The organism is Specibacter sp. AOP5-B1-6 (assembly GCF_052376555.1).
GTDB lineage: Bacteria > Actinomycetota > Actinomycetes > Actinomycetales > Micrococcaceae > Specibacter.
This window is the reverse complement of record NZ_JBQSVT010000004.1, coordinates 115,262-136,803: the sequence shown is the minus strand read 5'-3', so window position 1 is coordinate 136,803 and position 21,542 is coordinate 115,262. Positions and strand designations below refer to the sequence as shown.

Annotated in this window: 18 protein-coding genes; 14 read left to right on the top strand and 4 right to left on the bottom strand. The window is 64.3% G+C overall.

The window, feature by feature from the left end; genetic code table 11:
• The first annotated feature begins 63 nt into the window (after positions 1-63).
• Together ACT3TS_RS03410 and ACT3TS_RS03405 are read left to right on the top strand one after the other, a co-directional pair.
• Positions 64-744, top strand: coding sequence for a DUF5998 family protein (locus ACT3TS_RS03410; protein WP_444530074.1), 681 nt, complete (start codon positions 64-66; stop codon positions 742-744).
• A gap of 4 nt (positions 745-748) precedes the next feature.
• Positions 749-2,020: an alkaline phosphatase family protein gene (locus tag ACT3TS_RS03405; RefSeq protein ID WP_444530073.1), complete on the top strand. Its 1,272-nt coding sequence runs from the start codon at positions 749-751 to the stop codon at positions 2,018-2,020.
• Between the two features lie 76 nt (positions 2,021-2,096).
• Here ACT3TS_RS03405 and sepH read toward each other — a convergent pair whose 3' ends face one another.
• The gene (gene sepH / locus ACT3TS_RS03400; protein ID WP_444530072.1) at positions 2,097-3,584 is read right to left on the bottom strand and encodes a septation protein SepH; all 1,488 of its coding nucleotides are present in this window, start codon (positions 3,582-3,584) and stop codon (positions 2,097-2,099) included.
• A gap of 263 nt (positions 3,585-3,847) precedes the next feature.
• Here sepH and ACT3TS_RS03395 point away from each other — a divergent pair, with 263 nt between their 5' ends.
• The gene (locus ACT3TS_RS03395; protein WP_444530071.1) at positions 3,848-4,123 is read left to right on the top strand and encodes a DUF4193 family protein; all 276 of its coding nucleotides are present in this window, start codon (positions 3,848-3,850) and stop codon (positions 4,121-4,123) included.
• 60 nt (positions 4,124-4,183) lie between these two features.
• On the opposite strand, the gene ACT3TS_RS03390 is transcribed toward ACT3TS_RS03395, so the two are convergent.
• Positions 4,184-4,699: a DUF3093 domain-containing protein gene (locus ACT3TS_RS03390; RefSeq protein ID WP_444530070.1), complete on the bottom strand. Its 516-nt coding sequence runs from the start codon at positions 4,697-4,699 to the stop codon at positions 4,184-4,186.
• 118 nt (positions 4,700-4,817) lie between these two features.
• On the opposite strand from ACT3TS_RS03390, the gene dut reads away from it, so the two are divergent.
• The 4 genes from dut (at position 4,818) to ACT3TS_RS03370 (ending at position 7,291) form a co-directional block, all read left to right on the top strand.
• Positions 4,818-5,360, top strand: coding sequence for a dUTP diphosphatase (gene dut / locus ACT3TS_RS03385; protein ID WP_444530069.1), 543 nt, complete (start codon positions 4,818-4,820; stop codon positions 5,358-5,360).
• 63 nt (positions 5,361-5,423) lie between these two features.
• On the top strand, positions 5,424-6,215 hold the full coding sequence (locus tag ACT3TS_RS03380; RefSeq protein ID WP_444530068.1) for a DUF3710 domain-containing protein: 792 nt from the start codon (positions 5,424-5,426) through the stop codon (positions 6,213-6,215).
• A gap of 11 nt (positions 6,216-6,226) precedes the next feature.
• Entirely contained in the window at positions 6,227-6,556 is a 330-nt protein-coding gene (locus ACT3TS_RS03375; RefSeq protein WP_444530067.1) for a hypothetical protein, read from the top strand.
• On the top strand, positions 6,557-7,291 hold the full coding sequence (locus ACT3TS_RS03370; RefSeq protein WP_444530066.1) for a DUF3159 domain-containing protein: 735 nt from the start codon (positions 6,557-6,559) through the stop codon (positions 7,289-7,291). It abuts the gene before it with no gap.
• A gap of 93 nt (positions 7,292-7,384) precedes the next feature.
• Here the strand turns inward: ACT3TS_RS03370 and ACT3TS_RS03365 are convergent, their stop codons facing one another.
• Entirely contained in the window at positions 7,385-8,044 is a 660-nt protein-coding gene (locus tag ACT3TS_RS03365) for a potassium channel family protein (RefSeq protein WP_444530065.1), read from the bottom strand.
• Position 8,045: 1 nt separating this feature from the next.
• Positions 8,046-8,717, bottom strand: a complete 672-nt coding sequence (locus ACT3TS_RS03360; RefSeq protein WP_444530064.1) for a potassium channel family protein — start codon at positions 8,715-8,717, stop codon at positions 8,046-8,048.
• A 221-nt stretch (positions 8,718-8,938) separates the two neighbouring features.
• On the opposite strand from ACT3TS_RS03360, the gene ACT3TS_RS03355 reads away from it, so the two are divergent.
• From ACT3TS_RS03355 to ACT3TS_RS03325, 7 genes are all read left to right on the top strand, one after another.
• The gene (locus ACT3TS_RS03355) at positions 8,939-10,909 is read left to right on the top strand and encodes an APC family permease (RefSeq protein ID WP_444530063.1); all 1,971 of its coding nucleotides are present in this window, start codon (positions 8,939-8,941) and stop codon (positions 10,907-10,909) included.
• Positions 10,910-10,914: 5 nt separating this feature from the next.
• Complete coding sequence (locus ACT3TS_RS03350) at positions 10,915-12,387, top strand: class I SAM-dependent RNA methyltransferase (protein WP_444530062.1); 1,473 nt, start codon at positions 10,915-10,917, stop codon at positions 12,385-12,387.
• 116 nt (positions 12,388-12,503) lie between these two features.
• Positions 12,504-14,939 carry an HAD-IC family P-type ATPase gene (locus ACT3TS_RS03345; RefSeq protein WP_444530092.1) on the top strand — a complete coding sequence of 812 codons (2,436 nt, stop codon included), beginning with the start codon at positions 12,504-12,506 and terminating at the stop codon, positions 14,937-14,939.
• 68 nt (positions 14,940-15,007) lie between these two features.
• Positions 15,008-17,836, top strand: coding sequence for an aconitate hydratase (locus ACT3TS_RS03340; RefSeq protein ID WP_444530061.1), 2,829 nt, complete (start codon positions 15,008-15,010; stop codon positions 17,834-17,836).
• 418 nt (positions 17,837-18,254) lie between these two features.
• A complete protein-coding gene (gene dxs / locus ACT3TS_RS03335) occupies positions 18,255-20,246 on the top strand; it encodes a 1-deoxy-D-xylulose-5-phosphate synthase (protein ID WP_444530060.1) in 1,992 nt (663 codons plus the stop codon).
• Positions 20,243-20,827 carry a DUF402 domain-containing protein gene (locus tag ACT3TS_RS03330; protein ID WP_444530059.1) on the top strand — a complete coding sequence of 195 codons (585 nt, stop codon included), beginning with the start codon at positions 20,243-20,245 and terminating at the stop codon, positions 20,825-20,827. The genes dxs and ACT3TS_RS03330 overlap by 4 nt, the downstream gene beginning before the upstream one ends.
• Positions 20,824-21,504: a hypothetical protein gene (locus tag ACT3TS_RS03325; RefSeq protein WP_444530058.1), complete on the top strand. Its 681-nt coding sequence runs from the start codon at positions 20,824-20,826 to the stop codon at positions 21,502-21,504. Before ACT3TS_RS03330 ends, ACT3TS_RS03325 begins: the two co-directional genes overlap by 4 nt.
• Positions 21,505-21,542 lie beyond the last annotated feature (38 nt).

Genomic DNA, 21,542 nt, shown 5'->3' with positions numbered 1-21,542 from the left:
GCCGCAAGGTGCCGGCGCCCGCCCAGTTCGCAACGCTGCCGGCAAAGTGCGAAAATGGTGTTCATGAACAGCTTAGGAGCCGGCACGCCGGCCAACACCCAGGGCCGTGATTTGGAATCCGCGCTCCAGCGCTCGGGCTTTTACCCCCGTCTTGTCACTGATGTGGTCAATGACGCCCTGGACGGTCAGGAGAGCCTGTCGCATCTGGTGCACTTGGAGACCCACTTTGACCGCACCGAGGTTCAGCGGCACATCACGGTGTTGGTTCTGACGGCGGAGATGCTTGTCATCGCGCACGTTGACGATCACCAGCTGGATGAGTCGGGGGAGCAGATGGTGGCACAGGTGTCGACCGAGTCGGTGCCCGTCAGCCAGATCAAGTCAGTGGTGCTCAGCTACATTTACGCCCAACCCCAGGACTACAAGCCCTCCGACCCGGCCCGTGAGCTCACCCTGTCCATTGCCTGGTCCGGCGGACAGCGTGTGGAGATGGGTCCGGCGTCGTGCGGGGATCCGGAGTGCGACGCCGACCACGGCTACTCGGGGACCATCGCCCAGGAGGACATCGCGTTGCGCATCAGCGCGGAAGCCGAGGGCCTGCAGGCCGTCATTGACGCCAAGGCCTTCGCCCGTGCCCTGCGCGCAGCCAACACCGGAACCATTTACCACGGCCATTCTGAACTGGGCGCCACCAAGTTCCCCGCCTTCGGCGCACGGTTGGGCCGCTCACATCACCGCCGCTGACGCCGTGACAGCCCGGGCCCCCGCCAACGGTGCCGCACCGGCAGCACCGTTAGCACCGTCTGCGTCCCAGGCCGACGTGCTGGACGGGCAGCCGCCACTGCCGGCGGCTCCCGCCTACGGCAGGTCAAGCATTGGTGATGTGCTCAGCAGCGCGGCGGCCGTGCTGGGTGCCGACGGCTTTGAAAATGTCCTGAAGCTGCCGGCTGCCGAGCGTATTTGCGTGGTGCTCGTCGACGGTTTGGGCAAGGCACTGCTGAAGCAACGCTCGGCGCACACACCCTTCCTGCGTTCGGTCATGGCGGGCGACGCCAGGGGCGAACACCCCCGCACACTTCATGCAGCGTTCCCCAGCACGACGGCGACGTCGCTGACGGCGCTGGGCACGGGCACCGTACCCGGCCAGCACGGCATGGTCGGTTACGACGTGCTGGATCCGCGGCAGGACAAGATTGTGAATCTGCTGGGCAACTGGGATGGTGGCGTTGACCCGCTGCTGTGGCAGCCGTTCCCCACGATTTTCGAGCGGCTGGCGAAGAGTGTGCCGGCAACCACCGTGAGCCTGCCACGATTTGCCGATTCGGCCATGACGCGTGCGGCGCTGCGCGGCAGCAACTTCCGGGGTGCGGTGTCCCCGCATGCCCGCGTGGAGGAGGCAGTTGCCGCCCTGGAAGCCACGCCCAAGGCGCTGGTGTACCTGTACTGGAGCGAACTGGACAAGGCCGGGCACGCCCATGGCGCCGACTCGGCGCAGTGGGAGCACCAGCTGGAGGAACTCGACGCCGGCATGAAACGGCTGGCCGCCACGGCTCCGGCAAACACCTTGATCCTGCTCACCGCCGACCACGGCATGGTCGACGTGCCGAGGTCCGCGCGCATCGACTACTCGGTGTTCCCGGAGCTGGTCGCAGGAGTCAGGCACACCGCCGGCGAGCCGCGCATGGTCCACCTGTATTTGGAACCGGACGTCACCGCCGAAACCCGCGAACAGCTTGTCGCGGCATGGCTGGAGCGCTTCGGCAGGCAGGCCTGGGTGCTGACCCGTGAGCAAGCGGTGGACGCAGGATACTTTGGTGATGTCAGCGAATCCGTCAGCGCCCGGATCGGCGACGTATTGGTGCTGGCCAGGGAATTGATAGCGTTTTATGACCTGCGCCGCGTGCGCCGGCAGGCCATGGAAGTGGTTGGCCAGCACGGCTCCATCACCAAGGCAGAACGTGAAGTTCCGCTGCTCCGGATCCCCGTGACACCCAAGACTGTCAAGGGCCGGCGCCGCTAACCTCCTGCGGAGGCTGGCACAAAAAAGCTGCCCTTGCGGTGCTTGCTGACAAGCAACGCAAGGGCAGCGGCCCGGACTAGTCGCCCTTGGTGCCAAACACTATTTCATCCCAGCTGGGAACGCTTGAGCGCTTGGGCTTGCCTGCGGCCTTGCGCTCAAGCCGTTCCGCAACTTCGCTGTCGCTGGGGCCGTCTTCATCCGGATTGCTGCTGCCCCCGGCCGGCTCCTGAACAGGTTCGGCGGCTGGTGCCGGAGCGGACTCAAGGCGGGCAGGTGCAGGGCGCATGGTCGTCGCCGGTTCCCCTGACAGGACGACCTCCCTGGTTTCCGTGCTGACCTCAGCCACGCTGTCGACCTTGTCCACGCCGGACTCGTCGTGGCCTGCAAGACTGGGGGCCAATTTCAGGAAGGGAATGCCGCGCAGGCGCTCCCTTGCTCCGGTGGCCCCGGACTTGGGGACATCCGTCCGGTGGCTGTCACCGTTGTGGCGGCCACTGTTCTGGGCGTCGTCGTTGGGGGCGCCGCTGTTCGTGTCGCCCTCCGTGGCGCTGGCCGTCTCGCCGTCTCCGGTGCTGCCGTCGTCGGGGACGGGATGCGCCGAAGGAGACCCATAGAGTGCTTCATCGCGGGGATGGGCGCCGGGGACATGAGTGCCGAGCATGGCGGCAAGTTCGTCGTCGCCGTCTTCATCCAAACCCAAACGAACGCCACGCCGTGAGCGGAGCATGTCAAGGATGCCTCGGCCGGGGAAGCCTTCCTCGGCCGGGGTGTCAACGGGATCTGCGGCAGCGTCGCCCTCGGTGGCGGTCTGCTCTTCGGGATCGGCCCGCGCCAAGGCGGCCTCGGCGTCAACATCGAAGGGCTTGTCCATGACGGCGCTGAGCCGGCGTTCGGGAACGGGGCTGTCCAGCGGCTCCAGTTCGCTCAGCTGCTGGGCCCAACGGTTGGCATTGTGCAGGTCCTTGCGGCTTGCATGGAAACGCCACAGGGCCGGGGCCGGCTCGCCAATGCTGCTGGCAGCCCACTGGGTGCCGGGTTCAAAGTCCGCGCTGATCGTCCAGGCGCCGGCTTGTTCGCGCCAAGCATCCCAGCGCAGGGACTTCGGGTCAATGCCAAAGGCGGCCAGGCGGTGCCGGACCATGTCATCAAGTGTTGCCGGGCTGTCGCCAAAGGCCGACTTGTATCCGTCACTGTGCGGTGTGGCGGCAGCGACTTCCACCTTTCGGGCCTGGCCGGCGATGTACTCACGCTCGGCAAGCACCGGGCCCTCGTAGCGTCGGACCTGCTCGAGTGTCAGCCCCGACTGCTCGGCAACATCCGATGCGCTGGATCCAGCCCGGATCATTGCCTGAATTTCCCGTGGTGACATCCGGGGGCCCGATTGCTGGGCTGTCCTGGTCGAGCGGTGGGCGGTCTTGCCAACCGCCGTGCGCAGCGCCTCGTCAAGGGGGAGCCGGTAATTGGTGCCATCGGGACCACTGAGAAGCAAGTGTCCGCCGTCGTCCTGGACACCCACAAGCCGCAGATCAGCCATGCCGTCCTCCCAATAGTTCTTCTGGTTCACTTCGAAACTTTGCCACCGATGCGGGCGATTTCCTACTACCCGCGCAGGCGTGGCGTGAGATGGCTTGGAAAAAGCGCACTTTTCTTCCACCAGCTGCGGGGACTTCAACGCTAGCACCTTGGAGTTCGGCGCCGCAGCACCCCGGCGTCTTAAGCCAGCTGCGAACTCGGGCATCACTTTGCGGTGGTGACTTGTTTTCGACTTTACGGTGTTGGCAGTATTTAGTGTCTGCCGCACAGGGCAGCGATTTTAAGGAAGTAACAATGACAACCGGGTACCACCGGCCACGGACGGCCCACGCAGCTTCGGGACACACGAACGCAGCTGTCAAAAATGCCGTGATTGACTTCGCCGAGTCCGACCTTGCCGAAAGCCATGAACTCCCCGGTGGCGAACTGCCTCCCGACGAGCTGGCCATGGAAATCCTGGCGGAACAAGCCAACGAATTCACCTGCAGCTCGTGTTTCCTTGTCAGGCACCGCTCACAGCTGGTGCGGGAAAAGGATGGATTGAGCTTCTGCCGGGACTGCGAAGGCTGACCCGCGCGGGAATTAGTCCGACGGCAGGCCAGGATGGTGGCGCATTGGGGCCGCAGCCATTCAGGCTTCGGGGGCCGGCTCCCCGGGGCCCGTGTTTCCGCGCACGCCGCCGCCAAGGGCTGCCGCGAGGTGTTCGGGGTGGCGTGAGGACGTGAGCCAGTACGGTGTTCTGTCGGAGGCATCGGTGATTTCAATCCTGACAACAGGCTTGATCCAACCGCGAATGCACAGGTACGCCAGGCCGTTGAGCTTGACGCCGCGCTGAGCGGTGGCGTCGTCGCCGTCGTAATACGTCACCTCGCCAATATGCTGGCGTTCAATCTGTGCCCGGCCAACCTGGAGCGTGTCGGCGGTGACGGCAATGGTCGGAGTGGAGGCAATCAGCAACACGGCCTGTCCGATCAACAGGACAAAGAAGGCGATATATCCGGCGGTGGGGCTGATGGGGATGAAGATCAGGATTCCTGCCGCGGACAGCCCGAGCACAATCACCCATCCCCAAAAATTGGGCCAGAGCTTCTCTGTGTAGTTGGCCGTCGAGGGGGACACTGCGCTCTGCGGCGATTGTGATGACATGACCCAAGCTTTTCACCTTTCGGCCAGCTTTTCACCTTGGGCGGCCCTGACCTCCGTGCAGGGTCCGCGCGGGGGCACCCGCAGGAACCGCGTCCGGTTCGCGATAGAGTGAGCTGTTGTGAGCCAACAGACTTTTCCAACAGTTCCCGCAAATCAACTTCCGGAGCCCGGAGGCCCAACATTGAGCGTGCAACTGCGCATGCTCGACGGCGGTATCGAACCGCCCAGCTACGCACACCCCGGCGACGCCGGCGCAGACCTGCGCACACGCATCGATGTCGTGCTGGCCCCGGGGGAGCGCGCCCTCGTCCCCACCGGTGTCAGCATTGCACTGCCTTTTGGTTTCGTGGCCTTGATCCACCCGCGCTCAGGCCTCGCCACCAAGCAGGGGCTGACCATTGTCAACAGCCCCGGCACGGTTGACGCCGGATACCGGGGCGAGATTTCAGTGACGCTGCTCAACACCGACGCCCGCCATTCCATCACGCTGTCACGGGGCGATAGAATTGCACAAATGGTGATTCAGCGCGTGGAAATGGCTGAATTCGTTGAGGTGAATGAACTGCCGGACTCAGTGCGCGGCACCGGCGGCTTCGGATCCACCGGCGGTTTTTCCCCGGCAACGACCGGCGAAGCCGCACCGGGACACAGCAACGGCTGACAGCCGTCCCAAGACCTACCGCTTCATCTTTTGCTTCATCTTTTACAAGGAGTCTTTAATCCCATGGCTTTTGGGTTCGGTAAGAAAAAGAAGAACGGCTCGGACGAGCCTGCCACGCCCGGACGGGCAACAACTGATTCCGACGACGCCGGTTCCTCACCTGCCGGCGCGGGCCCGGAAATGCTTGACCTGCCCCCGGATCCGTCGGACACTGCCTACGACAGGGAGGTCCACGGCCCCCTGGACGAGTCCGAAGTCGAAGGAACCGACGGATACGTCGACCTTGGCGCGCTGCTCATCACCCCACGTGAAGGCCTGTCGCTGCGTCTTGAAGTTGAGGAGAGCACGTCCCGCGTCATAGCCGTGACCCTTGACCTGAACGGCTCAAGCCTGCAGTTGCAGGCGTTTGCAGCCTCCCGCTCGGAGAAGCTGTGGCGTGACATCCGCGAACAAATCGGCCTCTCCGTCGGGTCCCAGGGCGGCGAAATCGAGATCCTGGACGGCACGTTCGGCAAGGAAGTTCTGGCCAAGGTGCCCGCGCAAGGCTCGGACGGCAGCAAGGGATTCCGCGTGGCCAGGTTCATTGGCATCGACGGCCCGCGCTGGTTCCTGCGCGGTGTCCTGGGCGGCAACGCCGCAGTTGACAGCGCAGCCGCCGGAGAGCTTGAAGACTTGTTCCGCGGTGTCGTTGTGGTTCGCGGCGAGACGCCCCTTCCGCCACGCGACCTGTTGCTGCTGCGCCTGCCCAAGGACGCTGTTGCCGGCTCCGATGGTGGGGTGGCAGCAGACCACGCCGCCCCCGCCCAGGGTGGCGAGCCGTTCCGGCGCGGGCCTGAAATCACAGCGATCGGCTAGTCTTGGCAGCCATGCAGCAAAGCGACTGGCGCGAACCTGTCGCCATCAGCGAGTTGCCGGCCCGTGGCCGTGCCGTCTGTGCCGGAGCCGTCGACGCCGTCACGATTCTGCCGGCCACGACGGCCCCCGCCTACACAGCGATTCTTACGGACAGGGAGTCCTCCCGGGTTGCCGACGACGGCGTAAACCACCGGCTGCGCCTGGTGTGGATGGGGCGCCGGCGGATGCCCGGCATTGTGGCCGGCACCCGCTTGCGGGTTGAAGGCATGGTGTCCCTGCGCGACGGGCAGCCCACCATGTACAACCCGCGCTACGAGATCATTGGAACCCAGGAGAGCTAGTTGAGCCAGCAGAGCCCCGAAGAGAACCCGCCGGCGGACAAGCCCGCCGGCAGTTTCGCCGAGATTGCCCAGGAAATGGCTGCCAAGAACGCCCTTGTCCGCAAGGAAAACGGGCACATTGACTTGTTGGCTGCTGCCGGTGGCGTCAGGGGCATCGCTGAAAGCATCCTGCCGGGCCTGGTTTTCCTGGTGGCCTTCACCCTGACCCGGGACCTGACCATCGCCCTGGTTGGATCTGTCGCCGTGGCGGCCGTGTTCCTCATTGCCAGACTGATCCAACGCACCCCCTTGACGCAGGCGCTGGCAGGAATTGCCGGCGTCGCACTGTCAGCTTTTCTGGCCATGAAGACCGGCAAGGCCGAGAATTACTACACGGTGGGGTTCTACACCAACGCCGCCTACATTGCGGCGATGGTGGTTTCCATTGCCGTGCGCTGGCCCGTTTTGGGCCTGCTGTTCGGCTACGCGCGCAACGAGGGGCTGCGCTGGCGCGAGAAGGCCGAGCGCCTGCGTGCCTACCGCGTCGCCACCTGGATATTGGTTGGCGTCATGGCCGCCCGGCTGGCTGTGCAGCTGCCGCTGTACTTTGCCGGGCAGGTGGACGCCCTGGGTGCCATGCGGCTGATCATGGGCGTGCCGCTGTATGCCTTCGGACTGTGGATCGCCTGGCTCGTCAGCAGACCCGTCGCCGAAGCTGAAGCCGAAGCAGCCGAAGAAGCCGCCCCCGAGGCCTAGCTTTCAATATTCGAGTTTGCAGTTGTTGGACCATTGGCCGTGACGAAAGCGGTTGCCGATCCAACAAGTGCAAACTCGAATTCTTTGAGGGGGTTAGCGCGAGGCGAGGAGGGCGCGGAGGTCCTTTTCCGCGGCGATCGTGGTGATGAAGAACAGCTCGTCCCCGGACTCGACGACGTCGTCCGGGCTGGGCGTGATGGGTGCTTCGTCGCGCAGGATGGCCACGAGGGTGGAGTCCTGCGGCCAGTCGATGGTGCCGACGGTCTGGCCGATCACGTGCGAGTCGGATGGCACCGTGAATTCCACCAGTGAGGCGACACCGGCCTGCAGGGTCAGCAGGCGGACGAGGTCGCCGATCTCCACGGCCTCTTCCACCAGCGCCGTCATGAGCCGGGGCGTGTTCACCGCGACGTCAACACCCCAGGAGTCGTCAAACATCCAGTCGTTCTTTGGATTGTTGACCCTGCCAACCGTGCGGCCAACACCAAACTCGGACTTGGCCAGGAGTGAGACCACGAGGTTGACCTTGTCGTCACCTGTGGCTGAGACCACCACGTCGGCTTCCTCCAGCTTTGCCTCGCGCAGGGTGCTGATTTCGCAGGCGTCGCCCACCAGCCAACGGGCACCGCGCAATCCGCTCTTGCCAATCACCTCCGGCTTGGGGTCGATCAACAACGTCTCGTGGCCGTTGGAGAGCAGTTCCTTGGCAATTGAACATCCCACGCTGCCTGCCCCGACGATGACTACCAGCATGCTAGCTCTCCTTCACGGGTGCGGCAGCGAGGACGCGTGCGACCTCGCTTGACTGCGCACCGACAATCATGGCGTGCACAATGTCGCCTTGTTGGTAACTCGAGTCCGGGCCGGGAAGCATGCCCTCCCCAAAACGGGTCAGGTAGGCCACCCTGACGCGGGCGGCTCCTTCAATGTCCAAAATGTGGCGTCCGATCCAGCCCGGGTGCAGGTTGAGCTCACTGAGCAGCAGCCGTCCGGACGGTTCCCGGAAGTCGCCCTTGATGGCGGTTTCGGGAAGGATCCGCCGCAGCACCTGGTCGGCACTCCAACGCACGGCGGCCACGGTGGGGATGCCGAGGCGCTGGTAGATTTCGGCCCGGCCGGGGTCATAAATTCTGGCCACCACGTGCTCAACATGGAACGTCTCGCGCGCAACGCGGGTGGCCAGGATGTTGGAGTTGTCACCGCTGGAGACAGCGGCAAAGGCGTAGGCATTTTCAATGTCGGCTTGTTTCAAGGTGTCCTGGTCGAAGCCCACACCTGTGATCTTGCGCCCGCCAAATCCCGTGCGCAGGCGCCTGAAGGCGCGCTCGTCCTGGTCGATGATGGCGACCGAGTGGCCGGAGTCTTCCAGGGTGTGGGCCAGTGTTGCGCCCACGCGGCCGCAGCCCATGATCACAAAATGTGCCACTGATGCTCCTTGTCATGGCGGCCCGGCGGCGACTGCCGGGAACCGCAACTGGTCCCGCATGCTGTGGCATGCGGTGCGGGTCTAATTTCACGTTGCCGGTGCACCAATGGTCAAGTTGTGACCGTTTGCGGGCTGCCAAAGTGCTAGCACCAGTGTGCCACGCACCAGACGGCATGGACATTGCAGGTCCTGCAGGTCCCGGTGGTGCTAGCGTTACCCGCGTGCTGAACTTCTTCAACGCGTTTAAGCGGGTCCTGGTGGGGCGTCCGTTCCGCAGCGACAAACTTGCCCACACGCTGCTGCCCAAACGCATCGCCCTGCCGGTGTTTGCCTCCGACGCGCTCTCCTCGGTTGCCTATGCCCCCGATGAAATCCTGCTCACCCTGGCCCTGGCCGGGGTGGCGGCCGTCTCGCTTTCACCCTGGGTGGGCTTGGCCGTCATGGTTGTCCTGCTGACGGTGGTGGCGTCCTACCGCCAAAACGTGCACGCCTATCCCTCGGGTGGCGGCGACTACGAAATTGCCACCGTCAACCTGGGCAAGGGTGCCGGCCTGACAGTGGCCTCGGCGCTCATGGTCGACTACGTCCTGACAGTTGCGGTCTCCATGTCCTCGGCGGCAAATTACCTGGCCACCGCCATCCCCGGCTGGCACGGCACCCAGGCCTTGATCGCCGTCGTCGGTGTCATCATCCTGGCCCTGGTGAACCTGCGCGGCATCAGGGAGGCCGGCACGGTGTTTGCCGTCCCCACCTACATTTTCATGTTCTGCATCTTCGCCATGACCGCCGCGGGCATTTTCCAGGCCGCGACGGGGACCCTGGGCAGGGCGCCGTCGGCCGATTTTGAGATTGTCCCCGAGGCCGCGTTCAACCAAGGGCTTGTCGGGCTGGCAGGCGCGTTCCTGCTGCTGCGCGCCTTCTCCTCCGGCGCCGCCGCCCTGACGGGCGTTGAAGCCATCAGCAACGGCGTGCCCAACTTCCGCAAGCCCAAGAGCAAGAATGCCGCGACCACGCTGCTCCTGCTGGGCGCCATCGCCGCCGGCATGATGGCCAGCATCCTGTTCCTGGCCAATGGCACCGGCGTGCACATTGTCGCGGACCCGCACACCGAGTTCCTCGTCAACGGGGTTGCCCCGCCGGTGGACTACGTGCAGAATCCGTCCATCAGCCAGATTGCGTCGACGATTTTCGGGGCCGGGTCCATCCCGTTCTTCATCATTGTGGCCGCGACCGGCACCATCCTGGTGTTTGCCTCAAACACCGCGTTTAACGGTTTTCCCGTGCTGACCTCCATCCTGGCGAAGGACGGCTACCTGCCCCGCCAGCTGCGCACCCGCGGTGACAGGCTCGCCTTCAGCAACGGCGTGCTCCTGCTGGCTGCCGGCGCCCTGGTGCTGATCATCGCCTTCGACGCCGACGTCACCCGCCTCATCCAGCTGTACATCGTGGGCGTGTTCATCTCCTTCACCGCCAGCCAGCTCGGCATGATGAGGCATTGGACCCGTGAGCTGCTCAAGGTCAAGGACAAGGCCCTGCGGTTCCGCATGATGCGCTCACGGCTCATCAACACCATTGGTTTCTGCATGACGCTGACGGTGCTGTTGATCGTGCTGGTGACGAAATTTGAGCAGGGCGCCTGGATCGCGCTGCTGGCCATGGCCGTGCTGTTTGTCATCATGTGGAGCATTCGTGCGCACTACGACAACGTGGCCAAGGAGCTTGCCGTGGAGACGGATTCAGCCGTCAAGGCCCTGCCGGCCCGCATCCACGCGGTGATCTTGGTCTCCCACGTGCGCAAGCCGGTCATGCGGGCCATCGCCTTTGCCCGGGCGTCAAGGCCCTCAACCCTTGAAGCCATCACCGTTGATTTGGACCCTGCGGAGACCGAACAGACCCTCGCGGATTGGGACAGGCTGAGCATCCCGGTACCGTTGACTGTGTTGGCGAGTCCCTACCGGGAAACGCTGACACCGCTGATCAACCACATCAAGGCCATGCGCAGGGATTCCCCGCGCGACTTGATCGTGGTGTACATCCCGGAATACGTGGTGGGCAAATGGTGGGAGCAGCTGGTGCACAACCAGACCGCCCTGCGGATTAAGACGCGGCTGCATTTTGAACCCGGAGTAGTGGTTGCCAGCGTGCCTTGGCAGCTGAAATCCTCCACCGACGCGAAGAAATACCAGGAATAGAGCATATGAGCGAGCCCACCACCCCTGTCACACCCCGCCTCACCGTCACGGTTGGCCCGGTGGCCCACGGCGGCCATTGCGTTGCCCGGCACGACGGCCGCGTCATCTTTGTCCGCCATGCCATCCCCGGGGAAACCGTGGAAATTTCACTGACAGAGCACGACGACGACGCCAAGTTCTGGCGCGCGGACGTCACCCGCGTCGTGGAAGCGTCCCCGGAACGTGTGGCCCACTTTTGGCCCGAGGCTGACGCACTCAAGGCCGCCGCCCGCCATGGCGCACCCGTGGGCGGGGCCGAATTCGGGCACCTGAGCCGCACCGGCCAGCGCGGATTGAAGACCGCTGTGGTGCGCGAACAGCTTGAACGCCTGGGCGGCCTGTCCCCGGACCGGCTCGATGCCTTGTTCACCGCCGGCGTTGAAGACGTCGATGCCAAGGGAAACCAGGCCCAGCGGGACGGCCTTGGCTGGCGCACCCGGGTTGGCTACGCCGTCACGCCGTCGGGCAAGCTGGGCATGCACGCCCACCGCTCACACAGCATCCTGCCCATCCAGGACATGCCCCTGGCCATCCCCGCCATCAACGAGCTGCGCCTCTGGGAGATTGATTTCACCGGCATCGAGCGCGTTGAGGTTGCCGCCCCCGCCAACGGCTCGGGCACCCTGGTGCTGCTGGCACCCGTTTTTGGTCTCAGTGACAAGGCGTCCGGTGCCGCCGTCAAGCGCGTGGCCCGCGCCCTGGCCGCGCTGGAAACCCCGCCGTCGGTGGCCCGCTGGAACCCGGAAAACAGTGCCATCGAGGTTGTCAACGGCCGCGGGTGGGTCAAGGAAACCACCGATGACCATGAATTCCGGGTGACCGGCGACGGCTTTTGGCAGATCCACCGCAACGCACCCAAGGTCCTCACCGACGCTGCCCTCGGCTTCCTGCTGCAGGGCGGCTACCTGAACGACGGTGCCGATGTCGCGGACCTTTACGCCGGGGCGGGCCTGTTCACCGCACCGCTGGCCGACGCTGTTGGCCCTGACGGCAGTGTCCTGTCAGTGGAAGGCTCCCCGGGAACCAGCCGCGACGCCCGCAAGAACCTGCACGCCAGCGAGCAGGTGGAAATCCTGCAGGGCCGGGTGGAGAAAATCCTCGGCACCCAGTCCCGCTCGTCCCAAACCGCGGCCGGTCAGCGCCGCCGCTTTGACGCCGTCGTGCTTGATCCGCCCAGGGCAGGTGCCGGAAAAGCCGTGGTGCGTGCCCTGGTGGCCACGTCGCCGTCGGCCATTGCCTACGTTTCCTGCGACCCGGCAGCCTTTGCCAGGGACGTGAAGTACTTTGCCAACGCCGGCTGGCAGGTTGAAAAACTGCGCGCCTTTGACCTGTACCCGCACACGCACCATGTCGAAACGGTGGCCCTCCTTATTCCGGCAACACGTCCGGCAACAGTGTCGGCAGCAGTGTCGGCAGCGAAAGCATCCAGCACGGACTAGGAGCGGCGTTGAAGCAGACGGCAGCACAGGCCCGCCCGCCCCGGCGCGACCTCACGCGCAACAAACCGAAGGGCACTGTGCTGGCCGAGCGGCGCGACGAACACCGCCGCTCGGCCATGGAACAGGCGCGCGGACGGCTGGCGCCGGTTGACCCCGAGACGCTTGAGCAGTCGGGGTTGAACGCCGCGCAGGTGCATGAACGCCGGTCCGCGGAGCTGACAAACACCGTCGCGCATGAGAGCAGCCGCAGCATTTGGGCCATTGTGCGGGCAAATGTGTTCACCTTGTTCAACACCGTGCTGGGCAGCTGCCTGGTTCTGGTGCTGTTGGTGGGGGACGCCCGCGACGCCTTGTTTGGCTTCATCGTGCTGGCCAACGCGGCCATCGGGGTGGTTCAGGAATACCGAGCCAAGCGGACCCTTGACAGGCTTGCCGTGCTGCACGCGCCACGAGCCAGGGTGCTGCGGGACGGGAAGGAGGGCGAAATCGCCGTCGCCGACGTGGTGCAGGATGACGTCCTGCTGCTGCGCACCGGCGACCAGGTCCCTGCCGACGCCTTGGTGCTGGCAGCCGAGGCCCTCGAAATTGACGAGTCGCTGCTGACGGGGGAGTCCGACCCGGTCACCAAGATGCCCGGGGACACGGCGTTGTCCGGCTCCGCCGTCGTCGCCGGCTACTGCACGGCACGGGTGCACAGGGTCGGCGCCGAATCATATGCCTCGGCCCTGACCGCGGAAGCGCGGCGCTTTTCACTGGTGAACTCGGAAATTCGCAACTCGATCAACCGGATCATCCTGTACATTGCCTGGGCCTTGATACCGATCATCCTGCTGGTGATCAACGGACAGATGAGCGCCCATGGCGGCTGGGCAGCGGCCATTGCCACGGGGGACTGGCGTGTGGCAGTGGTCAGCGCCGTTGCCAGCATTGTCGCCATGATCCCGGAGGGGCTGGTGCTGTTGACGAGCATCTCCTTTGGCATGGCGGCAGTGACCTTGGCCAGGCGGAAGGTTCTGGTGCAGGAATTGCCGGCCGTGGAGGGGCTCGCCCGGGTCGACATGGTCTGCCTGGACAAGACCGGGACGCTGACGGAAGGCCGGATGGAACTGGCCGGCACCACGGTGTTTGGTGCCGTCGCAGGGTGGGAAGAGGTTCTTGCCTGGCAGGGTGCCCACCCCAACGCCAACGCCACTGCCGCCGGCCTTGCCGGCACCTATGCGGCAGTTCCGGCGCAGGAACCTTCGGACCAGGTGCTTTTCAGCAGTGCCCGCAAATACAGTGCCGTCACCTTCGGTCCCGGCCGTTTGGCCGGCGACTGGGTCCTGGGCGCCCCCGAGGTGGTCCTTGCGGCCGGAGACCACTCCGAGGCGCTGGAAGCCGCCCATGGGGCCTCAGGGCGCGGCCTGCGGGCCGTTGTGCTGGCACACAGGGCGGTACAAACGCCCGGTGGCGGAGAGTTTTCCCTGGCCGGGCTCGAGCCCGTGGTCCTGCTGGTGTTCCGTGAAAAGGTGCGTCCCGACGCCGCCGAGACGCTCCAGTACTTCCGCGACCAGGGCGTGCTGTTGAAGATCATTTCCGGCGACAACCCGCGCACCGTTGCTGCCGTGGCCCGTGATGTGGGCTTCGAATTCACCGGCGACGGGTATGACGCCCGCGGACTGCCGGAGGACCTTGAGGCCATGGCCGACGTCCTGGAACATGAAAGTGTGCTGGGCCGGGTCTCCCCGGAGCAAAAGAAATCCATCGTGCTTGCCTTGCAAAGCCGCGACCACGTTGTGGCCATGACGGGCGACGGCGTCAACGACGCGTTGGCGCTCAAGCACGCCGACATCGGCATCGCCATGGGCAGTGGTGCCGCAGCCACCAAGGCAGTCTCACGGCTGGTTTTGCTTGATGGCCAATTTTCACACCTTCCTTCAGTGGTTGCGGAGGGGCGCCGCGTCATCGCCAATGTGGAACGTGTGGCCAACCTGTTCCTGACAAAAACCACCTACGCCATCATCATTTCCATCACCATCGGCATCTTGATGTGGCGATACCCCTTCCTGCCGCGGCAACTGTCAATTGTGAGCTCCATGACCATTGGCATCCCCGCGTTCTTCCTGGCCCTGCTGCCCAACGGCCGCCGCTACCAGCCTGGCTTCCTGCGCAGGACGCTCATGTTCGCCATTCCCTCGGGGACCATCGTGGCCGCGTGCATCATGGCCGTCTACTCCTACGCGCAGGCGTTCCCCAATACTTCCGTGGGGGAAGATCAGGTCATCACGGAGGCCCAGACCGCCGTCACCATGACGGTGCTGCTCGTCGCATTGTGGGTCCTTGGTGCGCTGGCCCGCCCGTTCGACAAATGGCGGTCGCTGCTCGTTGCCGCCATGGTTGCCGGCCTCGTATTGGTGATGGCCGTGCCGTTCGCCCGGAAGTTCTTTGCCCTCGACATCCCCAGCGGGGGGCTGCTGACAGCTACGATTGCCGTAACTGCAACAGGATGCGTGGCGATCGAGCTGCTGTACCGCTTTTTGAAGAAGCGCGGGGCAGTCTCCGAACGTGAGTAAGGGCTGCCTAACTGGCATACTGTCCCTTGCGTGACAAAGATAAAAGCAGTGGCGAGAGGAGTCCATCGATGACTAATGTGGACAGTTTTGGTTCCAAAGGCGTACTTAATGTTGCCGGAACCGACTATGAGATTTTCCGACTGAACTCGGTAGAAGGCGCAAAGAGCCTTCCGTTCAGCCTCAAGGTATTGCTGGAGAACCTGCTGCGCACCGAAGATGGTGCGAATATTACGGCAGACCATGTGCGGGCCTTGGCAGAGTGGGACCCGAATTCGGAGCCCAACACAGAAATTCAGTTCACCCCGGCCCGTGTCATCATGCAGGACTTCACTGGAGTTCCCTGCATCGTTGACCTGGCAACCATGCGTGAAGCAGTCAAGGAGCTCGGCGGGGATCCCACCCGTGTCAACCCCTTGGCTCCTGCCGAGATGGTCATTGACCACTCCGTGCAGATTGACGTTTTCGGCAACTCAGGTGCCGTCGAGCGCAACATGGAAATTGAATACCAGCGCAACGGTGAGCGTTACCAGTTCCTGCGGTGGGGCCAGAGCGCCTTCGAAGACTTCAAGGTCGTCCCCCCGGGCATGGGCATCGTGCACCAGGTCAACATTGAGTACCTGGCCCGCACCGTCATGACCCGCGAGGTCGACGGCGTATTGCGCGCCTACCCCGACACGCTCGTCGGCACCGACTCCCACACAACCATGGTCAACGGCCTCGGCGTGCTGGGTTGGGGCGTTGGCGGCATCGAAGCCGAGGCAGCCATGCTTGGCCAGCCCGTCTCCATGCTCATTCCCCGCGTTGTCGGCTTCAAGCTGACCGGAACCATTCCGGCCGGGGCCACGGCAACCGACGTTGTGCTCACCATCACCGAGCAGCTGCGCAAACACGGTGTTGTTGGCAAGTTCGTGGAGTTCTACGGCGAAGGCGTTGCCGGTGTGCCGTTGGCCAACCGCGCAACCATCGGCAACATGAGCCCGGAATTTGGTTCCACGGCTGCGATGTTCCCGATTGACGATGTCACCATCGACTACCTGCGCCTGACCGGCCGTTCCGAGGAACAGGTCGCACTCGTGGAGGCCTACGCCAAGGAGCAGGGCCTGTGGCATGATCCTTCGGTTGAGATCCAGTTCTCCGAGTACCTCGAACTTGATCTGTCAACCGTGGTTCCGTCCATCTCGGGCCCCAAGCGCCCGCAGGACCGCATCGAGCTGACCAACGCCAAGGGCCAGTTCCGCTCGGACCTGAAGAACTACGTTGCCGGCGAAGAAAACGCTGAAGGCAACACGGTTGACGAGTCCCTGGAAGAATCTTTCCCGGCCTCCGACGCCCCGTCCTTCACACACCCGGACAGCCACACCCACGACACCGAGCGCACAGTGGTTTCCGCCGCTGCCGGTGCCAACGGGCGCCAGTCAAGCCCGATCCACGTCAAGAACGAATCGGGCGTCGAATTCGAGCTGGACCACGGTGCAGTCTCGATCGCCTCGATCACCTCTTGCACGAACACCTCCAACCCTTCAGTGATGCTCGCTGCAGCCGTTCTGGCCCGCAACGCCGTCAACAAGGGCCTGGCGTCCAAGCCGTGGGTCAAGACCTCCGTGGCCCCCGGGTCCAAGGTTGTCACCGACTACTACGAAAAGTCGGGCCTCGTACCCTACCTGGAGAAGCTCGGCTTCTTCACCGTGGGCTACGGCTGTGCAACCTGCATCGGCAACTCCGGCCCCCTGGACACCGAAGTTTCAGCAGCCATTGCTGAAAACGACCTGTCCGTGACCGCAGTCCTCTCCGGTAACCGCAACTTCGAAGGCCGCATCAACCCGGACGTGAAGATGAACTACCTGGCGTCGCCGCCATTGGTCATCGCCTACGCCCTGGCCGGCACCATGGACTTCGACTTTGAAGCTGACGCCCTGGGCCAGGATGCTGACGGCAACGACGTCTTCCTGCAGGACATCTGGCCGAACCCGGTTGAGGTCCAGGAAGTCATGGATGCCTCGATTGACCGCGAGATGTTCACGAACTCCTACGCCACCATCTTTGATGGCGACGACCGCTGGAAGGCCCTGGAGACCCCCGAAGGCAACGTCTTCGAATGGGACCCCAAGTCCACCTACGTCCGCAAGCCCCCGTACTTTGAGGGCATGAAGGCCGAGGCCGACCCGGTTGAGGACATTGCCGGGGCACGCGTGCTGTTGAAGTTGGGCGACTCCGTCACCACCGACCACATCAGCCCCGCTGGTTCCTTCAAGTCGGACACCCCCGCCGGGCAGTACCTGCTGGCCAACGGTGTGGAGCGCAAGGACTTCAACTCCTACGGTTCACGCCGTGGAAACCACGAGGTCATGATTCGCGGCACCTTCGCGAACATCCGCATCCGCAACCAGGTCCTGGACAACGTCGAAGGTGGCTTCACCCGCGACTTCACCCAGGAAGGCGGCCCGCAGGCCTACGTCTACGACGCCTCCGTCAACTACCAGGCTGCCGGCACCCCGCTTGTCGTCCTGGCCGGCAAGGAATACGGTTCAGGCTCCTCACGCGACTGGGCAGCCAAGGGCACCGCACTGTTGGGCGTAAAGGCCGTCGTGGCCGAGAGCTACGAGCGCATTCACCGCTCCAACCTCATCGGCATGGGCGTTCTGCCCTTGCAGTACCCGGCCGGCCAAAACGCGGAATCCCTGGGCCTGACCGGCACAGAGACCTTCTCCGTTGAAGGCGTGACCGAGCTGAACAACGGCACCACGCCCAAGACCCTCAAGGTCACGGCAGTTGCTGAAGACGGCACCACCGTAAGCTTCGATGCCGCACTGCGCATCGACACGCCCGGTGAAGCCGACTACTACCGCAACGGTGGCATCCTGCAGTACGTGCTGCGCCAGATCACAGCAGCAAGCTAGTCCCCACGCCCTCCCCAAGTCAAGACGCTGGCGCGTCTTGACTTGGGGCCCCTCGGGCGCGTGGGCCCAATTATCAGGGTTCAACGCCTCGGGCGCGTGGGCCCAATTATCAGGGATCAACGCCTCGAGGGCATGGGCCCAACAATATTGGGCCCGGCGCTTCAGCATGTGGGCCGCGGGCATGGGTTGTAATGGCAGGAACGCAGTACGTTGAGGGCGGGCAGCCGGGAAACCGGGTGCCCGCCCTCGATGCGTTAATGTGCTTTTCGACACCGGAGCCGCACTCTGGCGCCGGGACTTTTGGTGCCGGAAAGCAGAACCGGAGACATAAATGGCACGGGCCCAGCGGGGTCTGCGCGCACCCGGGCACGGGACGCGATATTGTTAGACGTTGACCGTGGACCCAGGGAGGTACCAATTGGGACTTTTAGAAACCATCACGCATCCGCGCGAGCTGGGCAGGCTCAGCGACAGCCAGATGGAAAGCCTTGCCCAGGAAATCAGGGACTTCCTCATTGCCAACGTGTCCCAAACAGGCGGCCACCTCGGACCGAACCTCGGCGTGGTGGAACTGACACTGGCCATCCACCGGGTTTTCGATTCACCTCGTGACAGCATTGTCTTCGACACGGGACATCAGTCCTATGTGCACAAACTGGTCACCGGACGGCAGGACTTTTCCACCCTCCGCCAACAAGGCGGACTCTCCGGCTACCCGGACAGGGCCGAATCCGAGCATGACATTGTTGAAAGCTCACACGCGTCCTCCTCGCTTTCCTGGGCCGACGGCATCGCCCGCGCCCGCCAGCTCAACGGCGAGAACGACCGCTACGTCGTGGCTGTGATTGGCGACGGCGCCTTGACCGGCGGCATGACCTGGGAAGCCATCAACAACATTGCCGCGGACAAAAACCGCAAGCTGATCATTGTCGTCAACGACAACGGCCGCTCCTACGCCCCCACCGTCGGGGGAGTAGCCGACTACCTGGCCTCATTGCGCCCGGCCCTTGACCATGTGCGCACCCACAAAAAATATGAAGCATCCATGTCGTGGGGCAAAAAGCGACTCCAGGACGGCAACGCCGCCGGCCGGTTCGTGTACAAGAGCCTGCACGCAGCCAAGAAGGGCGTGAAGGACTGGTGGGCCCCACAAGGCCTCTTCGACGACCTCGGCATGAAGTACGTCGGCCCGATTGACGGCCACGACGAAAAAGCCATGGAGGCAGCGTTGACTGCCGCCAAGAACTATGGCGGCCCCGTCATCGTCCACGCCTTCACCGAAAAGGGCCGCGGCTACGCCCCCGCCCGGGCCGACGTCAACGACCAGTTCCACGCCGTCGGCATCATCAACCCCGAGACCGGTGAATCGGTTGAAACACCCAGCGGCAAGTCCTGGACCGCCGTCTTTGGGGATGAAATCACCAAGATCGCCGAGGAACGCAACGACATCGTCGGCATCACGGGAGCCATGCTCCTTCCCGTGGGCCTGGCAAAGTTCGCGGAAAAATTCCCCGACCGCGTCATCGATGTTGGCATTGCCGAACAACACGCCGTGACCATGGCCGCCGGGATGGCGTTTGGCGGGCTGCACCCCGTCATCGCCATTTACGCGACGTTCCTGAACCGGGCCTTCGACCAGCTCCTCATGGACGTGGCCCTGCACAAGGCCGGTGTCACCATCGTCCTGGACCGGGCCGGGGTCACCGGACCCGACGGCGCCAGCCACCACGGGATGTGGGACCTTTCCATGCTGCAAATCGTCCCCGGACTGCACCTGGCCGCCCCCCGCGACGCGGTCCGCCTGCGCGAGGAGCTGCGTGAGGCCGTCGCCATTTCGGACGCCCCCTCGGTGGTGCGTTATTCCAAGGGCAAGGTGGGCCCGGAGATCGCCGCCCTTGAACGGCTGTACGACGGCGTCGACGTCCTGGCCCGTGCACACCACGACATGCCCGGTGCCGGCAAGGATCCGCAGACTGACGTGCTGATCGTGAGCGTGGGCGCCATGAGCGAACTGTCCCTCGAGGTGGCCCAACGCATTGGCGACCAAGGAATCACCTCCACCGTCGTCGATCCACGCTGGGTGCTGCCCGTGCCGCGCTCGATCGTGCAACTGGCATCCCAACACCGCATTGTCATTGTTGTGGAGGACGGCGTCCGCGCCGGCGGGGTCGGTTCGCGCATCCGCCAGGAACTGCGCGCCGCAGGCATCGACACCGCCCTGAACGAGGTCGGCCTGCCGGTGGAGTTCCTGGACCACGGCAGCCGCGGCGAGGTGCTTGAGCGCGTGGGCCTGACGGCACAGCGGGTCTCCCAGGACGTCGTCGAACAGGTCCTTGGCACCAAGGTCCCCTTCGCGCGCCCCCTGCCCGGCCAGCCCGCACCTCGCACAGGGCAGATGCCGATCCTGTGACGGCCGTGAAGGAAGCGGCCGTCCCGCAACAGCAAGAGACGGACCTCCCGCGTCCCGGAGACCTGGTGGTGGCCCGGAACCGCAAGTACGACGGCACATCCCATTGGGTTGTGCCCGGGCGTTACCTGGGCGTCGATGAGTTCGGGCACTGGATATTTCAGGGCACACACGAATTCATCTCCCGCCCCGGTGCTGCACTGTACACCGAATCTGATGCGGTCCTGCTGATCCCATTCACGGGCGATTGGGTGGCAACGTTCTACGATGAGGCGCATCCGGAAAAGGTGGAGCTGTACATTGACCTGGCCATGGATCTGCGGTGGCGGCGGATCCGCCCTGAGGTGGTCGAATTCCACATGATCGACATGGATCTGGACGTGGTCCGCACGGCAACGCGCGGCTTGTACGTTGATGATGAAGATGAATTTGCCCAGCACCGCATCGAACTGGCCTACCCCGATGAGCTGTGCACCCGCATGGAATCCGCCTGCGCGGAACTCGTCAAGGCCGTAGCCGGCGCCAATGCCCCATTCGACGGCCGCGATGCGGCCTGGTTCGCCCTAGGAAGGACATCGCCATGACTGGCACAGAGGAAAGCATGACAGAGCAGGGCAACCAAACAATTTTGGCGGGCATGGATCCCAACATTGTGCGCATGTACAAGCGGGACGACGCCGGAACCCTGGTTTTCCGTGAAGCGTGGGTTGACGCCGGGGGAGCCGGGGAGACGGACGATGAGGCGGGCACAAGCGAATCGCCGGAGGTGTATTTCGTTCTGAACCACGGCACTGTTGGGCACATCAGCACGTCCAAGGACGTGGTGGTGAAGTCGGTGGAGGAAGCCGAGGGCATGCTGGCGGCGTTCGCCGAACAGTGCGGTGAGGACGGCTACGCCGTGCTCACCCGGGAAGAGCAGACGCTCGTGGTGGCCCAGTTTGCGCTCAAGAGCGACCGTGTCTCGGACCGCGACAAGCACCTGGCCAAGCGCGTCAAGGACACCCTGACCCCGCACCTTGCCTGGCGTGGCAGCGGAGTGCTGGAAAAAATGGAATTCACTGCCGCCGGCCATGGATTGGGGAAGCTGAACGTCTACATCGCGGCCCCCGATGCTGCCCGTGCCGTCGCCAACATCAAGGTGTGCATCCGCGAGGAGAAGCTCGACTTCACCAAGCTGACCGTTGCGGCAGGCCCCATTGACGATCCAAGTGCCCTGCGGGCCAAGCACAGCGCCACGGGCGGCACGGCCTTCACCCTGTAGCGCGACCCGCCGGCCGGCCTCCCCGCCGACTACCCACC

Coding starts and splice junctions, on each gene's coding strand:
- ACT3TS_RS03410 (WP_444530074.1), top strand. CDS start 64: ATGAACAGCTTAGGAGCCGGCACGCCGGCCAACACCCAGGGCCGTGAT.
- ACT3TS_RS03395 (WP_444530071.1), top strand. CDS start 3,848: ATGACAACCGGGTACCACCGGCCACGGACGGCCCACGCAGCTTCGGGA.
- ACT3TS_RS03390 (WP_444530070.1), bottom strand. CDS start 4,699: ATGTCATCACAATCGCCGCAGAGCGCAGTGTCCCCCTCGACGGCCAAC.
- ACT3TS_RS03380 (WP_444530068.1), top strand. CDS start 5,424: ATGGCTTTTGGGTTCGGTAAGAAAAAGAAGAACGGCTCGGACGAGCCT.
- ACT3TS_RS03375 (WP_444530067.1), top strand. CDS start 6,227: ATGCAGCAAAGCGACTGGCGCGAACCTGTCGCCATCAGCGAGTTGCCG.
- ACT3TS_RS03365 (WP_444530065.1), bottom strand. CDS start 8,044: ATGCTGGTAGTCATCGTCGGGGCAGGCAGCGTGGGATGTTCAATTGCC.
- ACT3TS_RS03350 (WP_444530062.1), top strand. CDS start 10,915: ATGAGCGAGCCCACCACCCCTGTCACACCCCGCCTCACCGTCACGGTT.
- ACT3TS_RS03345 (WP_444530092.1), top strand. CDS start 12,504: ATGGAACAGGCGCGCGGACGGCTGGCGCCGGTTGACCCCGAGACGCTT.
- ACT3TS_RS03340 (WP_444530061.1), top strand. CDS start 15,008: ATGACTAATGTGGACAGTTTTGGTTCCAAAGGCGTACTTAATGTTGCC.
- ACT3TS_RS03325 (WP_444530058.1), top strand. CDS start 20,824: ATGACTGGCACAGAGGAAAGCATGACAGAGCAGGGCAACCAAACAATT.